This is a genomic window from Rhodococcus sp. T2V (genome assembly GCF_029269925.1).
GTDB classification, from domain to species: Bacteria; Actinomycetota; Actinomycetes; order Mycobacteriales; family Mycobacteriaceae; genus Rhodococcus_F; species Rhodococcus_F koreensis.
Genome location: NZ_JARJBD010000031.1, coordinates 64,560 through 81,691, shown reverse-complemented (window position 1 = coordinate 81,691; position 17,132 = coordinate 64,560). Strand labels below are relative to the sequence as shown.

Here is a 17,132-nt window from a genome sequence, read left to right as displayed (position 1 = left end):
CGGCGCCGAGTGTACGGTGACCGGCCGACGACGGTTCCCGGCACTCGACAGGACAATCTTCGGCTCTCTACGTAGAACCGTAGATAGCCGTAGATTTCGCTAGCCGTGCCTAGTCGTTCTGCGCGCGCAGGTACTTCCCGAAGTGCGGCACGGTGAATCCGATCGACCCGCGCTCGGCCGAATAGATCAGACCCTTCTTGATCAGCCCGTCCCGCGCCGGTGACAGCGACGCCGGTTTGCGGCCCAGTTCGGACGCGATCGCCGCCGTCGCGACCGGGCCGTCGTCCCCGGAGAGATCGGCCATCGCACGCATGTACTCCCGCTCGGCCGGCGTCGCGCGCTCGTACCGCGAACCGAAGAACCCGACCGCCAGTTCCTCCTCCGCGGTCGGCTCGGCCACCCGCACGTCCTCCTCCGTGATCGGTGTCGCCGCGGCCACGTCCCACGTCGCCTTGCCGTACGCCTGGACGAAGTAGGGGTAGCCGTCGGCCGCCGCATACAACGCGTCGAGCGCCTCGTCGGTGAACTTCACGTCCTCGCGCTCGGCGGGCGCGATCAGCGCCCGGTCCGCGGACACCCGGTCCAGCCGGTCGATGCGGTGGTAGCTGAACAACCGCTCCGAATAGCTCTTGGACGCCGACAGCACCGCGGGCAGGTGCGGCAGTCCGGCGCCGACCACGATCAGCGGGGCCGCGTCCTGGCTGAGTTCGTGGCAGGCCCCGCACACCGCGGAGACGTCCGCGGCGCCGAGGTCCTGCATCTCGTCGACGAACAGTGCGATCCCGACCCCGACATCGCGGGCCAGGGACGACGCGTCCAGCAGCAATTCCACCAGGTCGATCTCGATGTCCCCGGAATCGGCGCGACCCTTCACCGCGGGCGCGTCGATCCCCGGTTGCCACCGCTCCCGCATGCCCTTGTCGGCCGTCGCACGCAGGGCGAACGACTTCAGGATTCCGAGGAACTCCTCCACGCGATCGGGGTCGCGGTGTGAGCCCGCGATCTCCCGAATCGCCATGTGCAACGCCGAGGACAGCGGCCGCCGCAGATCCTGATCCGGGCGCGCCTCGATCTTCCCGGTTCCCCACCGCCGAGAGATGGCCGCCGACCGCAGGTGGTTCAGCAGGACCGTCTTCCCGACCCCGCGCAGACCCGTCAGCATCACGCTGCGCTCCGGGCGGCCGCGCGCGATCCGCTCGAGCACCACGTCGAACGCGTCGAGCTGCCGGGTTCGTCCCGCGAGCTCCGGCGGGCGTTGCCCCGCGCCGGGTGCATAGGGGTTACGGACAGGGTCCATGGCCACGAAGGTAACAACCTCTGTTGCCGAATCTGCGCTCATCTAGCGCGTGTCCTAGATCCCGCTATGAAGTCGTAGCCGGGGTGGTGACTTCCGCACCCTGCGGTGCCTATCGACGATCGCGTGTTCCCCCGAGGCTGGATACAGCCGCAGGAACAGGGAGAACACCATGATCGAATTGGACGCCAGAGCCGAATTGGAACGACTCGCGCCGTACGCAGCGACGGGCGACGAAGACGCCGTCGAAGAGGTTCTCCGCATTGCGCACCCGCTCGTGCACCGCTACTGCACCACCCGGCTCGAATCGGTGGATCACCCGCACACGACCGCCGACGACGTCACCCAGGACGTGTGCCTAGCGTTGATGAGCGCCCTGCGGACGTACCAGAACCAGGGAAAGTCGTTGCTGTCGTTCATCTTCGGCATCGCCGCACACAAGGTGTCCGACGCGCGGCGACGCGCCACCCGGATGTCCGTACCGCCGACCGCGCGCGCCGCCGCGGCACATCACGTGGTGGACGTCGAGGACGGCCCCGAACATCACGTCCTGCGCGACGAACTGCGCGGCGAGATGGGACTGCTCGTCGAGACGCTCCCGGTCCGGCACCAGCAGATCCTCTTCATGCGCGTCATCGTGGGAATGTCGGCCGAACAGACCGCACGAGTCCTGGACACCACACCGGGCGCCGTCCGCGTCGCGCAGCACCGGGCGCTGAGCCACCTGCGGGCGCGGATCGGGCACGGGCCTGCTCGCTGAGGCGTTCCGGCCCGGTCGTTGCCATCCGGCGGACCGAGTGGTCCGATGGATTCATGAGCGCAGCCGACACCGTCCTGCTCGCGATCGGAACGAAGAAGGGCCTGTGGCTCGCCACCAGCCGCGACCGCGCCACCTGGTCGCTGTCGGGCCCGCATTTCCTGATGAACGAGATTCCGAGCATCGGGATCGACACACGGAGTGGACGCACCCGCATCCTGGTCGGGGTCCGGTCCGAACACTGGGGTCCGACCGTCGCGCATTCCGACGATCTGGGCGCCACGTGGACCGAACCGGACCACGGCGCCATCCACTTCGGCGACGGCGACGGCGCCGCACTCGAGCGGGTGTGGCAGATCCGTCCCGACACGGACGACCGTCCCGGTGTCGTGTGGGCGGGCTGTGAGCCCATCTCGGTGTGGCGGTCGGTCGACGGCGGGGAGCATTTCGACCTCGAACGCGGGCTGTGGGACCATCCGCACCGGCCCGAGTGGGGAGCCGGATACGGCGGTGCCGCAGCACATTCCGTCGTCCCGCATCCACAGGACGTAAACACCGTGCACGTCGCGATGAGCACCGGAGGCGTGTACCGCACCACGGACGGGGGTGCGTCCTGGGAGCCGCGCAACACCGGGATCACCGCCTACTTCCTCCAGGACCCGAACCCGGAGTTCGGCCAGTGCGTCCACAAGATCGCGCGCGACGGCGTCGTCCCCGACCGGTTGTACGCCCAGAACCATCACGGGGTCTACCGCTCCGACGACAGCGGCGACACGTGGAAGTCGATCGCGGACGGACTGCCGACGGACTTCGGGTTCGTGATGCTCACCCATCCACGCCGTGAGGGAACGGTGTGGGTGGTTCCGATCGAGGCGGACGGTGAACGCATCCCGCCCGACGGACGGCCGGCCGTCTACCGGAGCGACGACGCCGGGGACAGCTGGACGCGCCTCGACAGCGGGCTGCCGGACCGCGACTACAACGTGGTGCTCCGCGACGCCGCCGCCGTGGACACCGCCGACCCGGTCGGGGTGTATTTCGGCACGCGCGGCGGCGAGGTCTACGGGAGCGCCGACGAGGGCGCGACCTTCCGCACGGTGGCGGCGCACCTGCCCGACGTGCTGTGTGTGCGGGCCGCGGTGATCGAATCATGAGCGAGGGCGTCACCGTTCGGGTTCCGCGGGCGCTGGCGTCGATCGTCGGCGGGGAGCGCTCCGTGCACGTGCCCCTCGACTCCGCTTCGACGGTCTCCCAAGTGCTCGACGTCCTGGCGGGAGAGTTCCCGATTCTCGGCCGCCGGATTCGGGACGAGACCGGCGCCCTGCGGCGGTACGTCAACGTCTACGTGGACGGCGAGGACGTCCGGCTCCTCGGCGGCGTCGGCACCGCGGTGACCCCCGGGCAGGAACTGCAGATCCTGCAGTCCGTCGCCGGTGGTTGAGCACGCTAGTCGGCCAGGTGCATCGCCACGGCCCGGGTAGGGGCTCCGTCGCCGGCCTCGAGGGAGATCGGCAGGAGGCTGACGAGCGGATCGGGGAAGTCGATCCGGTCGAGCCGGCACAGGTTCTCGCCGATCACTCCGCCTGCGTCGGCGATCAGATGGTGAACCGGATATCCGGCGTCGGCGTGCTCGTCGTCCGGTGTCTCGTCGACGCTCGGGGCGTCGAGGCAGAACGTCCGCACTCCCCGGTCCAGCAGCAGTGCGCACACCGCGGTGTCGAGGAACGGATGCGTGTAATAGGCGTCCGTTCCGTAGAACCGAGACCACCCGGTATGGAACACGGCGATGTCGCCGGGCCGCACGTCGTCCGTCCGGGACCCGATCAGGTCCGGGGTGATCCGCTGCCGCGCACCGAGCCCGCGCACGTCGAACACGACGCCGCGGCCGACGAACAACTCCGGTGCCAGCCGGTCGATGGTCGCCGCCCCCGCCTTCAGGTGCGCCGGGGCGTCGACGTGCGTCCCGGACTGCGACCCGATCCGGACGTCCAGCACGTTGTAGCCGTCGCGCTCGAGGGTGCAGTGCCGGATCAGGGTAGGCACCGGGTCGCCGGGATACACCTGCATCCCGGGCCCGATGGTGTGGGACAGATCCACGACTTTCCGCACGTGTGGCATCGCTCGATTGTCCGGCCTCGGCGTCACCCCTGCCGCGATATGCTCGATGGCGAGCGAAGAGGTGGTGGCATGACCGATTTCGACCCGCTCGCCACCCAGCGTGAGTCGGTGTCTGCGACCTTCACGGCCGAGCTGTCCGCGGTCGGGCTGGAGGACGCCAAAGAGATCGGGCACGGTGGGTTCGGGGTGGTATATCGGTGCGCGCAACCGGAACTCGACCGCACGGTGGCGGTCAAGGTTCTCACCTCCGCGCTCGACGCCGAGAACCTCGAACGCTTCCTGCGGGAGCAGCGCGCCATGGGCAGGCTGAGCGGCCACCCGCACATCGTCAACATCATGCAGGTCGGGACCACCGACACCGGCAGGCCGTACATCGTGATGCAGTATCACCCCCACGATTCGCTGGACGCGCAGATCCGGCGGCGCGGGCCCATCCCCTGGAGCGACGCCGTGCGCATCGGGGTGAAACTCGCCGGCGCCCTCGAGACGGCGCACCGGGTCGGCATCCTGCACCGCGACGTCAAACCGGGAAACATCCTGCTCACGGAGTACGGCGAACCGCAACTCACCGATTTCGGGATCGCCCGGATGTCGGGGGCGTTCGAGACGACGGCGGGCACTGTCACCGGATCCCCCGCGTTCACCGCGCCGGAGGTGCTGTCGGGGCGGACCCCGACCGCCGCGTCCGACGTGTACAGCCTCGGCGCGACCCTGTTCAGCGCGATCACCGGGCACGCCGCGTTCGAACGGCACAACGGCGAGGAGGTGATCGCGCAGTTCCTGCGCATCACCACCCAGCCCGTCCCGGACCTGCGCAGCGAGGGATTCCCCGAGGACCTCAGCGCCGTCATCCAGCGGGCGATGGCCGGGAAACCGGAAGATCGCCCCGCGTCCGCCGCCGCATTCGGAGACGAACTGCGGGAGGTCGAGCGCCACCACGGTCTGGCCGTGGACGAGATGGCGATGCCCGTCGACCCCGGTGTCCATCACGGCGAGGACTCCTCACACGGCACGGTCTCGACCGTCTCCGGTCCGTTCCGGACCTCCACGACCGGAAGGGCGAAATATACGTCGACGCCGCCGCCCGCGCCGGCCACCCGGTTCCGGCCGCCCGCCGCGACCCGGCAACTCGTGGAGCGCGGCCGGCTGATCGACCTGCTGCGGGCCGGCCGCCGTCGCCTGCTGACCGTGATCCACGGTCCCACCGGATTCGGCAAGAGCACCCTCGCCGCCCAGTGGCGGAACGTCCTCGCCGACGAAGGGGTCGCGGTCGCGTGGCTGACCGTCGACAGCGACGACGACAACGTGGTGTGGTTCGTCGCGCACCTCATCGAGGCGATCCGCCGCGTGCGCCCCAACCTGGCGAAGGAACTCGGCCAGGTCCTCGAGGAGCACGACGACGAGGCCGAACGGTACGTGCTCACCTCGCTCGTCAACCAGATCCACGAGAGCGGCGAACGGATCGCCCTGATCATCGACGACTGGCAGCGGGTGTCGGAACCCGCGACGATCGCCGCTCTGGAGTTCCTTCTCGACAACGGGTGCCATCACCTGCAGGTCGTGGTGACGAGCCGGACCCGGGCCGGATTGCCGATGAGCCGGATGCGGGTCAAGGACGAACTCGTCGAAATCGATTATTCGGAACTGCGTTTCGACGATTCCGAGGCACAGTCGTTCCTCGTCGACCTCGGCGGCCTGCCCCTCGACAGCGAGGACGTCACCGAACTCCGCGACTCCACGGACGGCTGGGTGGCGGCGCTGCAACTGGCGTCGCTGTCACTGCGCGGACGGGCCGATCCGTCGGAGCTGATCGCCGGACTGTCCGGACGCCACCACGCGATCGGCGAATTCCTCGCCGAGAACGTCCTCGACACCCTCGAACCCGAGATGCTCGACTTCCTGCTGGCCACCTCGATCACCGAACGCACGTGCGGCAGTCTCGCGGGCACGCTCGCGGGCACCGCCCGTGGGCAGGCGTTGCTCGAGGCGGCCGAGGACCGGGACCTGTTCCTGCGCCACATCGACGACGAGCGAACGTGGTTCCGCTACCACACCCTGTTCGCCGAGTTCCTGCGCCGCAGGCTCGAACGAGACCAACCCGACCGCATCCGGGAACTGCACCGCGCCGCGTCCCGCTGGTTCTGCGACCACAGCCTGCTCCGCGAGGCCGTCGAGCACGCCCTCGCCGGCGGCGAGGAGCAACGTGCCGTGGAACTCGTCGAGGCCGACGGGTTGCTGCTGCTCGAGCAGTCGCAGTCGGCGACGTTGTCCGCGGTGGTCGACATGCTGCCGCCCGCTCTCGTCGCCGCGAGCGCCCGACTGCAGGTCACGACGGCGTGGGCGAACGCGATGGCAAACCGGACCTCGGCCGCCGAACGGGCCCTCGAACGAGCCGAACGGGCGCTCGCCGACAGCGACGCGAGCGCGGGCGACACGGCGGATCTGCGGGCGGAGGCGGGGGTCGTGCGTGCCGTGGCGGAACTGCGCAACGACCGCACCGAACGGATCGACGAACTCGTCGGCGACTGCCTCGCCCGCCCGGAGTCGCTGCACCCGTGGGTGGTGTGCGCCGCGTTCAACGTCACCACGTTCGCCGCCGTGTACCGCTTCGACTTCGCGGAAGTGCGCAGGATCCAGGAGGTCGCGCGGCCCTTCTACGAGCGGAACAAGGGACCGCACAACGTCGTTCACGGCCAGAGCTATCTGGGTGTCGCCTCGTACGAGCAACTCGACATCGACGATGCCGTCGACCGTTTCCGGCGCGCCCGCCGCGCAGGCCGGAAACTGGGCGGGCCGCGCGCACCGTCCGCTCGGCTCGCGGGATCGCTGCTCGGTGAGGTGCTCTACGAACGCGGGGACGTCGAGGAGGCGGAGCGTCTCCTCGACGACGGATACACCCTGGCCATCGAGACCGGCGGGGTGGACTTCAAGGTCGCCCGCTTCGTCACCGGAGCGCACGTCAAGGCGCTGCGCGGCGACCGGGAGGAAGCGACGAAACGCCTCCACGCCGGACTCGAGGTGGCCGGGACCTTCTCCCTCGCCCGCCTGCGGGCCCGCGTCGAGAACGAACGCCGGCGACTCGGCATCGCCCCGCATCCGACCCTCGGCGCACCGGACCCGGTCCGCTACGAGAACCGGCGGCGCCCGGTCGCGGGCATCGACGAGATCGTCGCGCAGGTCGAGGAGGCCACCGCGATTCGGATGCTGCTCGCCACCGGGGCCCGCGAGAACATCGAGACGGCGTGCGCGTGGACGCAGGAGTGGACCGACCGGCTGGCAGGCACCGGTCGTAACCGCGGGCACCTGCTGGCCGAACGCCTCCGGGTGGCGTGCCTCGCCGCGGCGGGCCGCCAAGACGAGGCGAAGCAGGCACTCGCGTCCATCGCCTCGATCTGCGCGGCGCGCGGACTCCACCGGGTACTTCCCGACGGCGGGCCCCTCGTCGTCGCACTGGTCGCGGATCTGCGGGCCGATCAACTGGCCGGCGACTGGCCCCCGGACCGGCCGACGGTCCCCTCCGACTTCCTGGAGGAACTGCAGAACTCGACGTCTCCGTACACGATGTGACCGGCGGTCAGGTCGGGGTGGGCGCCTCCTCCCGGATCAGTCCCGCAGCGCGCAGGTCTTGCCAGAATTCGGCCGGGATCGGGTGTTCGAGCCAGGCCGCGTTCTGCCGCAACTGGTCGCAGTTCCTGGCGCCCAGCAGGAGTTCCCGCACCGCGGGATGCGCGGCCGCGAACTGAATCGACGCGGCCGCCAACGGAACCCCGTGGCGCGCGCAGAACTTCTCGAAGTCGCGTACCCGGCTCAGCACCTCTTCCGGCGCCGGCTGGTAGTTGAACTTGGCGCCGGCGACCGCGCCGGTGGCCAGGACACCCGAGTTGAACACACCGCCGAGCACGATTGCGACGTCGCGTTCCGCGGCGAGGGGCAGCAGGCCCTTCACCGGATCCTGCTCGAGCAGTGTGTATCTGCCCGCGAGGAGGACGCAGTCGAGGTCGACGCGTTCGAGGGCGTCGACGCAGACGTCGGCCTCGTTGACCCCGATACCGATCGCCCGGACCACGCCCTCGTCCCGCAACCGGATCAGTGCGGGAAACGCACCCGCGAGCGCCTCCGCGAACCGCGCGGGCTGGGCGTCGCCGTGCGTGTACCGGTCGATGTCGTGCACGTACAGGATGTCGAACCTGTCCTGGCACATGCGCTGCAGGCTGTCCTCCACCTGCCGCAGGACCGCGTCGTACGAGTAGTCGAAGTCGGCCCGGAACGGCGGGGTGTCCACCCAGATCCCGGTGTCGAACGACCCACGCGCCGCGGGTGTCAGCGTGCGCCCGACCTTCGTGGACAACACGTAATCTTCGCGGTCCTGCGTCAGCAGCGCGTGACCCAATCGGTGCTCGGACAGTCCGTGCCCGTACATGGGTGCGGTGTCGAACGACCGCACGCCCATGTTCCACGCCTCGGCGATCTGCGCCTGGGCGTCCACCTCGGGGATCGGCCGGAAGATGTTGCCGATGGGCGCACCGCCGTAGCCGAGGAGGGAGACGTCGAAGCCGGCGCGCCCGAATCGCCGAGTGTCGTTCACCTTCATGAATTCTCACTTCCGTTGCCGAAGAACAGGGTGCCCGGGTCGCGCATCACGGCGTCCATCTCGCGGAGGCACACCACCTTGATCGCCGAAACGACGAGTTCCGAATAGAACTGGTCGTGGAACCACTTGTCGCCGCTGTACGCCACGACGAGCCCGCCCTCGCCCACGGCGCTGCCACCCCATTTGGTCCACCCCTGCTGGTAGAGGTACGGGTGCAACTGCTGGACGGCGTGCGACGGCAGTCCGGTGGTCCAGCTGATCCGCGCCTTCGACTCGGCGATCGCGTCGTACGGCCCGCGCCAGTCCTTCTTCTCACCCCAGCTGCGGCGGTAGACGACGGGCAACTCCGCATCGGCGGACGGGGCGACGCCCGGCCGGAGCACGACGAGGTGTCCCGGGGATCCGTGGGAGAGGTTCTCGATCGACGGGAGGGCGAGTTCGACGGCCTCGCGGGCGACGTCTGCGGTCAGTCCGGAAAATGTGGTCATCCGGTCATCCTTCCCCACGGATCAGATCGACGGCCTTCTCGGCGATCATCACGGTAGGAGCCTGCGTGTTGGAGCTGACGATCCGCGGCATGACGGACGAGTCGACCACCCGCAGACCCTCGATGCCCTTCACCTTCAGTTCCGGTGAGACCACGGCGTCGTCGCCGACGCCCATCGCGCACGTGCCGACCGGGTGGTACGAGGTGCGGCCGTATGCGCGAACGAACTTCACGTAGTCGTCCTTCGTGTCCACCGACAGGCCGCCTGCCAGATGTTCGGCCTTGATGTGCCGGGCCATCGACGACTGCGCCATGATCTCCCGGCTCTGCCGCAGACCCTCGATGCTCGACTCGAGGTCGAAGTCGGTGGCGAGGAAGTTCGGGTCGATCAGCGGCTGGGCGGTGGGATCGTTCGACCTGATCTTCACCGACCCGCGGCTCTCCGGCCGCAGAGCGTACGAGTTCAGGGTGCAGCCGTATCCCGGGCGGACCGCCGCGACGCCGGCCTCGACACCGGCGGCGGGCAGGAAGTGGAACTGCAGGTCCGGGATCGATTCCTGCGCGTGCCCGAAACTGAATCCACCGGCTTCGACGACCGTCGACGCCAGCGGACCCCGCCGGAAGGCGGCGTACTCGAGTCCCGCCTTGGCCGTGGCCGGACGGATCAGGTTCAGGCGGTCGAGACTCTGGTACTCGCGGAGTTCGTAGATGACGTCGAGATCGCAGTGATCGTGCAGGTTCCGGCCGACCCCCGGAAGGGCATGGGCCACCTCGACGTTCGCGTCCCGCAGATCGTCCGGGTGCCCGATCCCGGACAGCTGCAGGATCTTGGGCGATCCGAACGCGCCCGCGGCGACCAGCACCTCGCGCGACGCCGGAACGTCTCCACACCGTGCGGGGTGAGCACCTCGATCCCGGTGGCGCGTCCGCCGTCGAGCAGAACCCGCGACACGGCGACGTTCTCGCGGACCGTCAGGTTGGGGCGCTTCCTGGCGGGTGCGAGGTACCCGACCGCGGCGCTGCACCGTCGGGCGTTCTTCGTGGTCGTCTGGTAGAGGCCGACACCGTGCTGGTGATCGCCGTTGAAGTCGCCGTTGAACGGCAGGCCGAATTCCTGCCCCGCCTGGACGAACGACTTCGACAGCGGGTGGGGGTTGATCGGGTCGGAGACTCCGAGCGGGCCGTCGGTCCCGTGGTACGGCGCCGACAGCCGTTCGTTGTCCTCGGACCGGAGGAAGTACTTCTGGATCTCGTCGAACGACCATCCGGCGCAACCGTATTTCAGCGCCCACTCGTCGTAGTCCTCGTGCGCGCCGCGGGTGAACACCTGGGCGTTGATCGAGCCGCCCCCGCCGATGACCTTGCCCTGAGCGAGCGGGATGACGCGCCCGTTGCAATGCTCCTGGGGGACGCTCGAAAATCCCCAGTCGTATTTGCTCGCGGTGAGTTTCGCGAATCCCGCGGGCACGTGGATGAACGGATGCCGGTCGTTGCCGCCGGCCTCCAGCAGGAGAACCCGAACCGTCGGATCCTCGGTCAGCCGCCCGGCGAGCACACAGCCCGCCGTGCCACCGCCCGCGATGACGTAATCGTAGGTGCCGGCACTCATCGGTTGCCTCCGGTCCAGTTCGGGAACACGCGTGTGCGTGGCCCGGTGCGGATCTGAATGGTCTTGACGTCGGTGAACTCGTCGAAGCCGGCCTGGCCCATCTCGCGGCCGAACCCGCTCTGCTTCATGCCGCCGGCAGGCAGTTGCGGGGCGCCGTCGATGGTGGTGTTCACCCACACCCGGCCGCTGCGCATCTCGCGGGCCACCCGCAGCGCCTTGTCGATGTTCTTGGTCCAGATCGACCCGGCCAGTCCGTACTCCGTGGCGTTCGCGAGCCGGATGGCGTGGTCGACGTCGCTGAACCGGGTGACGGTGAGGACGGGGCCGAAGATCTCCTCCTGGAAGGCGGCGGATTCTTCGCCGACGCCGTCGAGGATCGTGGGAGCGACGAAATGCCCTCGTCCCCAGTTCTCGCCGTCGAGCCGTTCACCACCGGTCAGGACGGTTGCACCGCCGCGCCGCGCCGCGTCGATGTGGCCGAGCACGTTCGCGAGGTGGCCCGCGTCGATCATGGGACCCAGTTCGCTCGCCTCGTCGAGCGGACCGCCCACCGTGATGCGGCCGGCGGCCTCGACGAGGCGGCTCAGGAAGGCGTCCGCGATCGAATCCTGGATCAGGAGCCGGGCGCCCGACACGCAGCATTCGCCCTGGTTGAAGAACACCCCGAACAACACCCCGTCGAGGGCGTCGTCGAGGTCTGCGTCGGCGAACACGACGCTGGCGGCCTTGCCGCCCAGTTCCATCGACAGCCGCTTGACGCTGCCCGCGGACGCCTCCACGATGCGCTTGCCCGTCTCGGTGCTCCCGGTGAACGACAGGATGTCGACGAACGGGCTCTCCGCGAGGGGTGCGCCGACCACCGAACCGGCACCGGTGACCACGTTCACCACGCCGTCGGGGACGCCGGCCTCGGTGAGCAACCGGGCCAGTTCGAGTGCGGTGCCGGACGTGAATTCCGCGGGCTTGATCACCGCGGTGCAGCCGGCGCCGAGCGCGAACGGCAGCTTCTGCGCGAGCAGGAGCAGCGGGAAGTTCCAGGGAATGATCATGCCGACCACACCGGCCGGCTCGCGGACCACCATGGCGGTGCAGTCGTCGCCCAGCGCCGTGTGTGCCTCGCCGTGCATCGTCATGGCCAGGGCCGCCGCGTATTCGAACAACTCGATGCTCGCCGCGACGTCACCGCGGGCGAGGGTGATCGGTTTGCCGGTCTCCTCGGCGTCGATGCGGGCGAGGTGTTCCTCGTGTTCGCGCATCCGCCCAGCGCAGCGCAGGAGAGCGCGGCCGCGGTCCATCGCGGTCCAGTGCGGCCATTCACCCTCGTCGAACGCCGTGCGGGCGACGGCGACGGCACCCAGCGCGTCGGCGCGCGTGCCCGCGGTGTACGTCGCGAGTACGCGGCCGTCGGCCGGGCTGATCCGCTCGAACGTGGTGTCCGACGGGGGCACCGCCCGGCCACCGATGAAGTGCCCGTAGGTGCGGAGGTGTGTTGCTTCGACTGTCGACATCTGGAGCCGTTCCTTGTCAGTGTTCGTGGATGAGGACGCCGCGCAGGTTGAGCCCTGCGTGCAGGTCCGCGTAGGCGTCGTTCACCTGGTCCAGGGCGTATCGCCTGGTGATCAGTTCGTCGAGCTTCAATCGTCCCGACTTGTAGTAGTCGAGGAGCGCCGGGATGTCCCGGGTGGGGTTGCAGTTGCCGAACAGGACCCCGCGCAGGTGCTTGGCGTAGACCACCAGTTCGAGCGGGCTGATCGGGATCCCCGGTGCGTTCTGGCCGATCGAGACGACCGCGACGGTGCCCTCCTTGCGGACGGCGCCGAACGCGTCGGCGATCAGCTGACCGTCCACCACCCCGACGGTGACGACGGCGTTGTCGGCGCCCTGACCGTTGGTGACCGAGCGGACGAACGGCATGGCCTCGTCGATCGACGCGTACGCGTGGGTGGCGCCGAGTTCGAGGGCGCGTTCGCGTTTGAACGCCACCGGGTCGACGGCGACGACGTGCGCGGCCCCCGCGTGGTGGGCACCCTGCACCGCGTTGATCCCCACGCCGCCGACCCCGACGACCAGCGTCGTGTCCCGGGGACGGACACCCGCGCCGTTCACGGCGGAGCCCCAGCCGGTCGCGACCCCGCACGAGACGAGGCAGGCCACGTCGAACGGGATATCCGCGTCGATCTTGACGGCCTGCGCCTGGGAGGTCACGAGGTAATTCGCGAACGTGCCGAGGCGCTGCATGGCACCGATCGGCCGCCCCGACTGCGTGGCGAACCGCGCCGTTCCGTCGAGCATGAAACCAGCCTCCATACCGGCCCCCGTATCGCAGATATATTGCATCCCCTGCGCGCACCAGGCGCAAGTTCCGCAGGCGGGGAGGTAGGCGGTGGCGACGTGATCACCGACGGCGAGCCGGGTCACCCCGGGACCGACCGCGTCGATCACCCCGGCACCCTCGTGACCGCCGACCAGCGGCAGCGTGTTGGGGATGTCGCCGGTGACGAGGTGATCGTCCGAGTGGCACAGCCCGGACGCCATCACCTTGATCCGCACCTCCCCGGGACCGGGCTCGGCGAGGACGAGTTCGTCGACCTCCCACTTGCCGCCCACTTCGTGAATCACCGCACCGCGTGCCGTCGTACTCATCGTTCTCCTTCGAATCTCACACTCACACAGGGTCCTATTTGATGATCGAGAGCCGGCTGCGGTCGAGCGTCACGGCCACCGCGACGATGACGACCACGCCGTACACGATCTGCTGAAAGCTGGGATCGATGCCGGCCACCGAACCGCCCACCCGGAGGACGGTGACCACCAGGGCGCCGACGAGCACCCGCCATGCGCCACCGATTCCACCGGTGATGGCGCAACCGCCGACCAGCACGGCCGCGATCGCGGGAAGCAGCAGCGAATCCGCGAGTTGCGGTGCGGCGCTCTGCTGCTGGGCCGACAACACGATACCCGCGGCTCCAGCGAAGAAGCCGGACAGGGCGAAGGCTCCGACCCGGACCACCCGGGTCCGGACGCCGCTCATCATCGCCGCGATCTCCCCCAGCCCGACAAGGTGGAAGACGTTGCCCCGCGGCGAGAACCGCATCGCGCAGAACACCGCGGCGACCGCGGCCACGCCCACCCACACCGCCATCGGCAGTCCGAGCACCGTCCACGAACTGAGCCAGAAGATCGCGTCGTAGCCTTCGCTGATGTAGATGGTGGTCGACCCCGAGGCGACGAGCGCGACCGCACCCCAGAATCCCAGCGCACCGAGCGAGACGACGAACGACGGGACCTGCCCGAACACGATCAGCAGACCGGTCAGCGCACCGATCAGGGTGAGCGCCACGAGGGTGACGACGACCGCGATCGGGCCGAGCGACCCGATCGCCGTCGCCAGGATCACCGTGGCGAGCGACGCGAGCGCCGCTACCGACAGGTCGATGCCGCCGGTGAGGATGACGAACATCTGGCCCAGCCCCAGCAGCAGGATCGGGACCGCCTGCGCCGAGACCACGGCGAGGGCGTTCACGGACAGGAAGTTCGGTTCGGCGAGAGCGACGAGAAGGACGAGCGCGACCAGCACGACCGACGGTCCCGCCAGGCGCAGCCGGTCCCGCGTCGTCCGGGACACCGCGGCCGCCGCACCCCCGGGTGCGCGCGTGTCGGCGGAAGTCCTCTCGGTGAAAGTTTCTGTTGCCACGGCGATCACATCATCTTCTCGAGGAGTTGGAGTTTGCTGGGCGGGTTTCCGGGCGGCGAGTCGAACTCGGCGGTGATCTCGCCGTCGCGCATCACGATCACGCGGTGGCCGAGGCCGATCGCCTCGTCCAGGGTGTCGGCGAGCACCAGAATCGCCACTCCCCGCTCGGACAGGTCGCGGAACAGGGCGTACAGGTCTTCCTTCGCGCCGATGTCGAGCCCGCGGGTGGGGTGGTCGAGCACCAGCACCTTCAGGCCGTCGCCCAGGATCCACTTGGCGACCACGGCCTTCTGCTGATTGCCGCCCGACAGTCGCGCGATGTCGGCGTCGGGGTCGGCGGGGCGGATGCCGAGTGTGTCGATCCAGGTGCGCGCGGTCTCCTGCACCCGGGCGCCGGAGGAGATGCGGCCGCCGCCCGCCTCCACCGGATGCACCGTCGCGATGTTCTGCGCGACGGTCGCCCCGGCGATCATGCCCTCGACGCGACGCTCGGCGGGAACGTACGCGACACCGGACAGCACGGCGTCCGCGGGTGATCGGGGCGCCGAACGCTGCCCGTCGATCTCGACGGTTCCGGAATCGACGGGGACGGCGCCGAACACGGCGCGGGCCACCTCCTCGCGGCCGGAGTCGACCACCCCCACCACCGAGACGATCTCCCCGGCGTGGACGTCGAGCGAGACGTCCGTCGCCTTGCCGCCACACGTGAGGCCGCGGACCGACAGCGTCGGTGTGCCGGTCCGGAGGACGGCGCGCTTGCGCTCCGACGAGTAGATCTCCTCGGCCGCACCCTTCCCGATCATCAGCTGATACAGCTCGGATTCGGTTGCCGCCGCGGCGATCCGCTCGCCGACGACCTTGCCGTCACGCAGCACGTACACGCGGTCGGAGAAGCGGAGGACCTCGTCGAGACGGTGCGAGACGAAGATGACGGAACCGCGCTCCTTGAGGGCGGTGACCCGGCGGTGGAGCACCTCGACGTCCTCGGGTTCGAGCACCGATGTCGGCTCGTCGAGGATGAGGAGCGGCGGGTGTTCGGACTGCCTGGACGCGACGGCGCGCGCCACCTCCACCATCTGGCGCTGCGCGAAACCGAGCGTTTCGGTGAGCGCACCGGGGTCGACCGTCGACTCCACCACGGACAACATGTCCTGGGCGCGGGCGCGGATCCGGCGCCGGCGGAGGAATCCGGCACGGGCGGTGTCGCCCTCGTGCCCGAGAATCAGGTTCTGGCCGACGGTGAGGTTCGGCAGCAGCGACTGCTCCTGATGCACGACCCCGATCCCGTGGCCGGCGGCGTCGGCCGGGCTCGAAAAGCTCACCTCGCGCCCCCCGAGCACCATCCGGCCGCCGTCCTGGCGGTGCACTCCCGCGAGGATCTTGAGCAGTGTCGACTTGCCGGCGCCGTTCTCGCCGATCAGTCCCACCACCTCGTTCGGAGCGATGGACAGGCTCACGTCGTCGAGGACCGTGTTGGGTCCGAACTTCTTCGTGACGTTGCGGAGTTCCAGGAGAGATGTCATTTCACGACCCTCAATCGACTGCGGGCGGGCCACCCGGTGGCGATCACCGCGACCACGATGATGAGTCCCTGGGCGCCCTGCTGGATGTACGGGCTGGCGCCCGAGAGGAGAAGCCCGTTGCCGAGGACCACGAGGAGCAGCACACCCACCAGGGAGTGCAGGGGCCCACCGCGACCGCCGGACAGCAGGGTGCCGCCGACGACCACCGCGGACAGGGTGAGGAACAGGCTTCCCGATCCGACGCTCACGTCGCCGACACCGAGCCGGATGGTGGCCAGCACTCCCCCGAGCCCGGACAGCAGTCCGGCCACGGCGAACAGGATGATCTTGGTGCGCCCGACCGGGACGCCCGCCAGGCGGCTGGTCGACTCGTCGCCGCCGATCGCGTAGGTGTGCATGCCCAGCCGGGTTCCCTTGCACAGCACCACCGTCACGGCCACGGCGGCGAGCGCGAACACCACGACGACGGGAAGTCCGAGCCAGTGGCCGCCCGCCCAGGCGGTGAGCGACGGGTCGGCGAGTTGGGGGGTGGCGGTGCCGAAGAGCACGGTGGCGACACCGAGCCCGACGAACCAGGTTCCCAGGGTGACGAGGAAGGACGGCACCCGCGCGACGACGTGCAGCACCCCGTTGGCCACCCCGAACAGCAGACCGACGCCCAGCGCGATCACGACCGCGAGGAGTCCGAGGTCGTTGCCGTTGACGCTGTTCGCGGCGAGCAGGACGAACGTCAGCCCGCTGGCCGCCATCACGCCCTCGATCGACAGGTCCACGCCGCCCACCAGGACCACCAGCGTGGCGCCCATCGCGAGAACCACGGGAATGGCGGCCTGCTCCACGATCGCCATCGCGTTGCTCGCCGTCGCGAATCCGGGAGCCAGTGCGGCGAAGACGGCGCACAGTCCGAGCAGGGCGGTGAGCGGGCCTGCGGTGGACAGTAACCGTCGCACGCGGGGTCTGGTGGTGCGCGCGGGCGCGCGAGTTTCGGCGGGAGTCGTCACCTCCCCCGTCATTTCGGTCGTCGACATCGTCACTCCTTCGGAAGATTGTGTGGTTCGT

Annotated in this window: 14 protein-coding genes and 2 pseudogenes; 4 read left to right on the top strand and 12 right to left on the bottom strand. The window is 69.4% G+C overall.

What is annotated here, in order from left to right; genetic code table 11:
* Positions 1-109 precede the first annotated feature (109 nt).
* Positions 110-1,297 carry an AAA family ATPase gene (locus tag P3H15_RS25165; protein WP_276139716.1) on the bottom strand — a complete coding sequence of 396 codons (1,188 nt, stop codon included), beginning with the start codon at positions 1,295-1,297 and terminating at the stop codon, positions 110-112.
* Positions 1,298-1,466: 169 nt separating this feature from the next.
* On the opposite strand from P3H15_RS25165, the gene P3H15_RS25160 reads away from it, so the two are divergent.
* Genes P3H15_RS25160 through P3H15_RS25150 form a run of 3 tightly spaced genes read left to right on the top strand, consistent with a single transcriptional unit; the run spans position 1,467 to position 3,492 of the window.
* Entirely contained in the window at positions 1,467-2,054 is a 588-nt protein-coding gene (locus P3H15_RS25160; protein ID WP_276139715.1) for a sigma-70 family RNA polymerase sigma factor, read from the top strand.
* A 53-nt stretch (positions 2,055-2,107) separates the two neighbouring features.
* Complete coding sequence (locus P3H15_RS25155; RefSeq protein ID WP_276139714.1) at positions 2,108-3,205, top strand: exo-alpha-sialidase; 1,098 nt, start codon at positions 2,108-2,110, stop codon at positions 3,203-3,205.
* Entirely contained in the window at positions 3,202-3,492 is a 291-nt protein-coding gene (locus P3H15_RS25150) for a MoaD/ThiS family protein (RefSeq protein ID WP_072946317.1), read from the top strand. Before P3H15_RS25155 ends, P3H15_RS25150 begins: the two co-directional genes overlap by 4 nt.
* A 5-nt stretch (positions 3,493-3,497) precedes the next feature.
* Here P3H15_RS25150 and P3H15_RS25145 read toward each other — a convergent pair whose 3' ends face one another.
* Entirely contained in the window at positions 3,498-4,169 is a 672-nt protein-coding gene (locus tag P3H15_RS25145; RefSeq protein ID WP_276139713.1) for a cyclase family protein, read from the bottom strand.
* A gap of 69 nt (positions 4,170-4,238) precedes the next feature.
* On the opposite strand from P3H15_RS25145, the gene P3H15_RS25140 reads away from it, so the two are divergent.
* Positions 4,239-7,736 (top strand): serine/threonine-protein kinase, encoded by a 3,498-nt coding sequence (locus P3H15_RS25140; RefSeq protein ID WP_276139712.1) that lies wholly within the window; start codon positions 4,239-4,241, stop codon positions 7,734-7,736.
* A 7-nt stretch (positions 7,737-7,743) separates the two neighbouring features.
* Here P3H15_RS25140 and P3H15_RS25135 read toward each other — a convergent pair whose 3' ends face one another.
* The 10 genes and pseudogenes from P3H15_RS25135 to P3H15_RS25090 all read right to left on the bottom strand — a co-directional run bounded on the left by P3H15_RS25135 (position 7,744) and on the right by P3H15_RS25090 (position 17,101).
* Positions 7,744-8,760 carry an aldo/keto reductase gene (locus P3H15_RS25135; RefSeq protein WP_276139711.1) on the bottom strand — a complete coding sequence of 339 codons (1,017 nt, stop codon included), beginning with the start codon at positions 8,758-8,760 and terminating at the stop codon, positions 7,744-7,746.
* Complete coding sequence (locus tag P3H15_RS25130; RefSeq protein ID WP_276139710.1) at positions 8,757-9,248, bottom strand: hypothetical protein; 492 nt, start codon at positions 9,246-9,248, stop codon at positions 8,757-8,759. The genes P3H15_RS25135 and P3H15_RS25130 overlap by 4 nt, the downstream gene beginning before the upstream one ends.
* Before the next feature lie 4 nt (positions 9,249-9,252).
* On the bottom strand, positions 9,253-10,017 hold the full coding sequence (locus tag P3H15_RS25125; RefSeq protein WP_276139729.1) for a GMC family oxidoreductase: 765 nt from the start codon (positions 10,015-10,017) through the stop codon (positions 9,253-9,255).
* Positions 10,018-10,023: 6 nt separating this feature from the next.
* Positions 10,024-10,110, bottom strand: a pseudogene (locus P3H15_RS25120) (hypothetical protein); the annotation flags it as partial.
* An 80-nt stretch (positions 10,111-10,190) separates the two neighbouring features.
* Positions 10,191-10,856: pseudogene (locus P3H15_RS25115) on the bottom strand (GMC family oxidoreductase); the annotation flags it as partial.
* Positions 10,853-12,364 (bottom strand): aldehyde dehydrogenase family protein, encoded by a 1,512-nt coding sequence (locus tag P3H15_RS25110; RefSeq protein ID WP_276139709.1) that lies wholly within the window; start codon positions 12,362-12,364, stop codon positions 10,853-10,855. The gene P3H15_RS25110 and the pseudogene P3H15_RS25115, both read right to left, overlap by 4 nt.
* A gap of 16 nt (positions 12,365-12,380) precedes the next feature.
* Positions 12,381-13,499 carry a Zn-dependent alcohol dehydrogenase gene (locus P3H15_RS25105; RefSeq protein ID WP_276139708.1) on the bottom strand — a complete coding sequence of 373 codons (1,119 nt, stop codon included), beginning with the start codon at positions 13,497-13,499 and terminating at the stop codon, positions 12,381-12,383.
* A 34-nt stretch (positions 13,500-13,533) separates the two neighbouring features.
* Positions 13,534-14,559, bottom strand: a complete 1,026-nt coding sequence (locus tag P3H15_RS25100) for an ABC transporter permease (RefSeq protein ID WP_276139707.1) — start codon at positions 14,557-14,559, stop codon at positions 13,534-13,536.
* Positions 14,556-16,073, bottom strand: coding sequence for a sugar ABC transporter ATP-binding protein (locus P3H15_RS25095; RefSeq protein WP_276139706.1), 1,518 nt, complete (start codon positions 16,071-16,073; stop codon positions 14,556-14,558). The genes P3H15_RS25100 and P3H15_RS25095 overlap by 4 nt, the downstream gene beginning before the upstream one ends.
* Positions 16,070-17,101: an ABC transporter permease gene (locus P3H15_RS25090; RefSeq protein WP_276139705.1), complete on the bottom strand. Its 1,032-nt coding sequence runs from the start codon at positions 17,099-17,101 to the stop codon at positions 16,070-16,072. The genes P3H15_RS25095 and P3H15_RS25090 overlap by 4 nt, the downstream gene beginning before the upstream one ends.
* Positions 17,102-17,132: the final 31 nt, after the last annotated feature.

Excerpts from the sequence above, each read along its gene's own strand:
- P3H15_RS25145 (WP_276139713.1), bottom strand. The coding sequence starts at position 4,169 with ATGCCACACGTGCGGAAAGTCGTGGATCTGTCCCACACCATCGGGCCC.
- P3H15_RS25165 (WP_276139716.1), bottom strand. The coding sequence starts at position 1,297 with ATGGACCCTGTCCGTAACCCCTATGCACCCGGCGCGGGGCAACGCCCG.
- P3H15_RS25090 (WP_276139705.1), bottom strand. The coding sequence starts at position 17,101 with ATGTCGACGACCGAAATGACGGGGGAGGTGACGACTCCCGCCGAAACT.
- P3H15_RS25150 (WP_072946317.1), top strand. The coding sequence starts at position 3,202 with ATGAGCGAGGGCGTCACCGTTCGGGTTCCGCGGGCGCTGGCGTCGATC.
- P3H15_RS25155 (WP_276139714.1), top strand. The coding sequence starts at position 2,108 with ATGAGCGCAGCCGACACCGTCCTGCTCGCGATCGGAACGAAGAAGGGC.
- P3H15_RS25160 (WP_276139715.1), top strand. The coding sequence starts at position 1,467 with ATGATCGAATTGGACGCCAGAGCCGAATTGGAACGACTCGCGCCGTAC.
- P3H15_RS25105 (WP_276139708.1), bottom strand. The coding sequence starts at position 13,499 with ATGAGTACGACGGCACGCGGTGCGGTGATTCACGAAGTGGGCGGCAAG.
- P3H15_RS25140 (WP_276139712.1), top strand. The coding sequence starts at position 4,239 with ATGACCGATTTCGACCCGCTCGCCACCCAGCGTGAGTCGGTGTCTGCG.
- P3H15_RS25110 (WP_276139709.1), bottom strand. The coding sequence starts at position 12,364 with ATGTCGACAGTCGAAGCAACACACCTCCGCACCTACGGGCACTTCATC.
- P3H15_RS25130 (WP_276139710.1), bottom strand. The coding sequence starts at position 9,248 with ATGACCACATTTTCCGGACTGACCGCAGACGTCGCCCGCGAGGCCGTC.
- P3H15_RS25095 (WP_276139706.1), bottom strand. The coding sequence starts at position 16,073 with ATGACATCTCTCCTGGAACTCCGCAACGTCACGAAGAAGTTCGGACCC.
- P3H15_RS25135 (WP_276139711.1), bottom strand. The coding sequence starts at position 8,760 with ATGAAGGTGAACGACACTCGGCGATTCGGGCGCGCCGGCTTCGACGTC.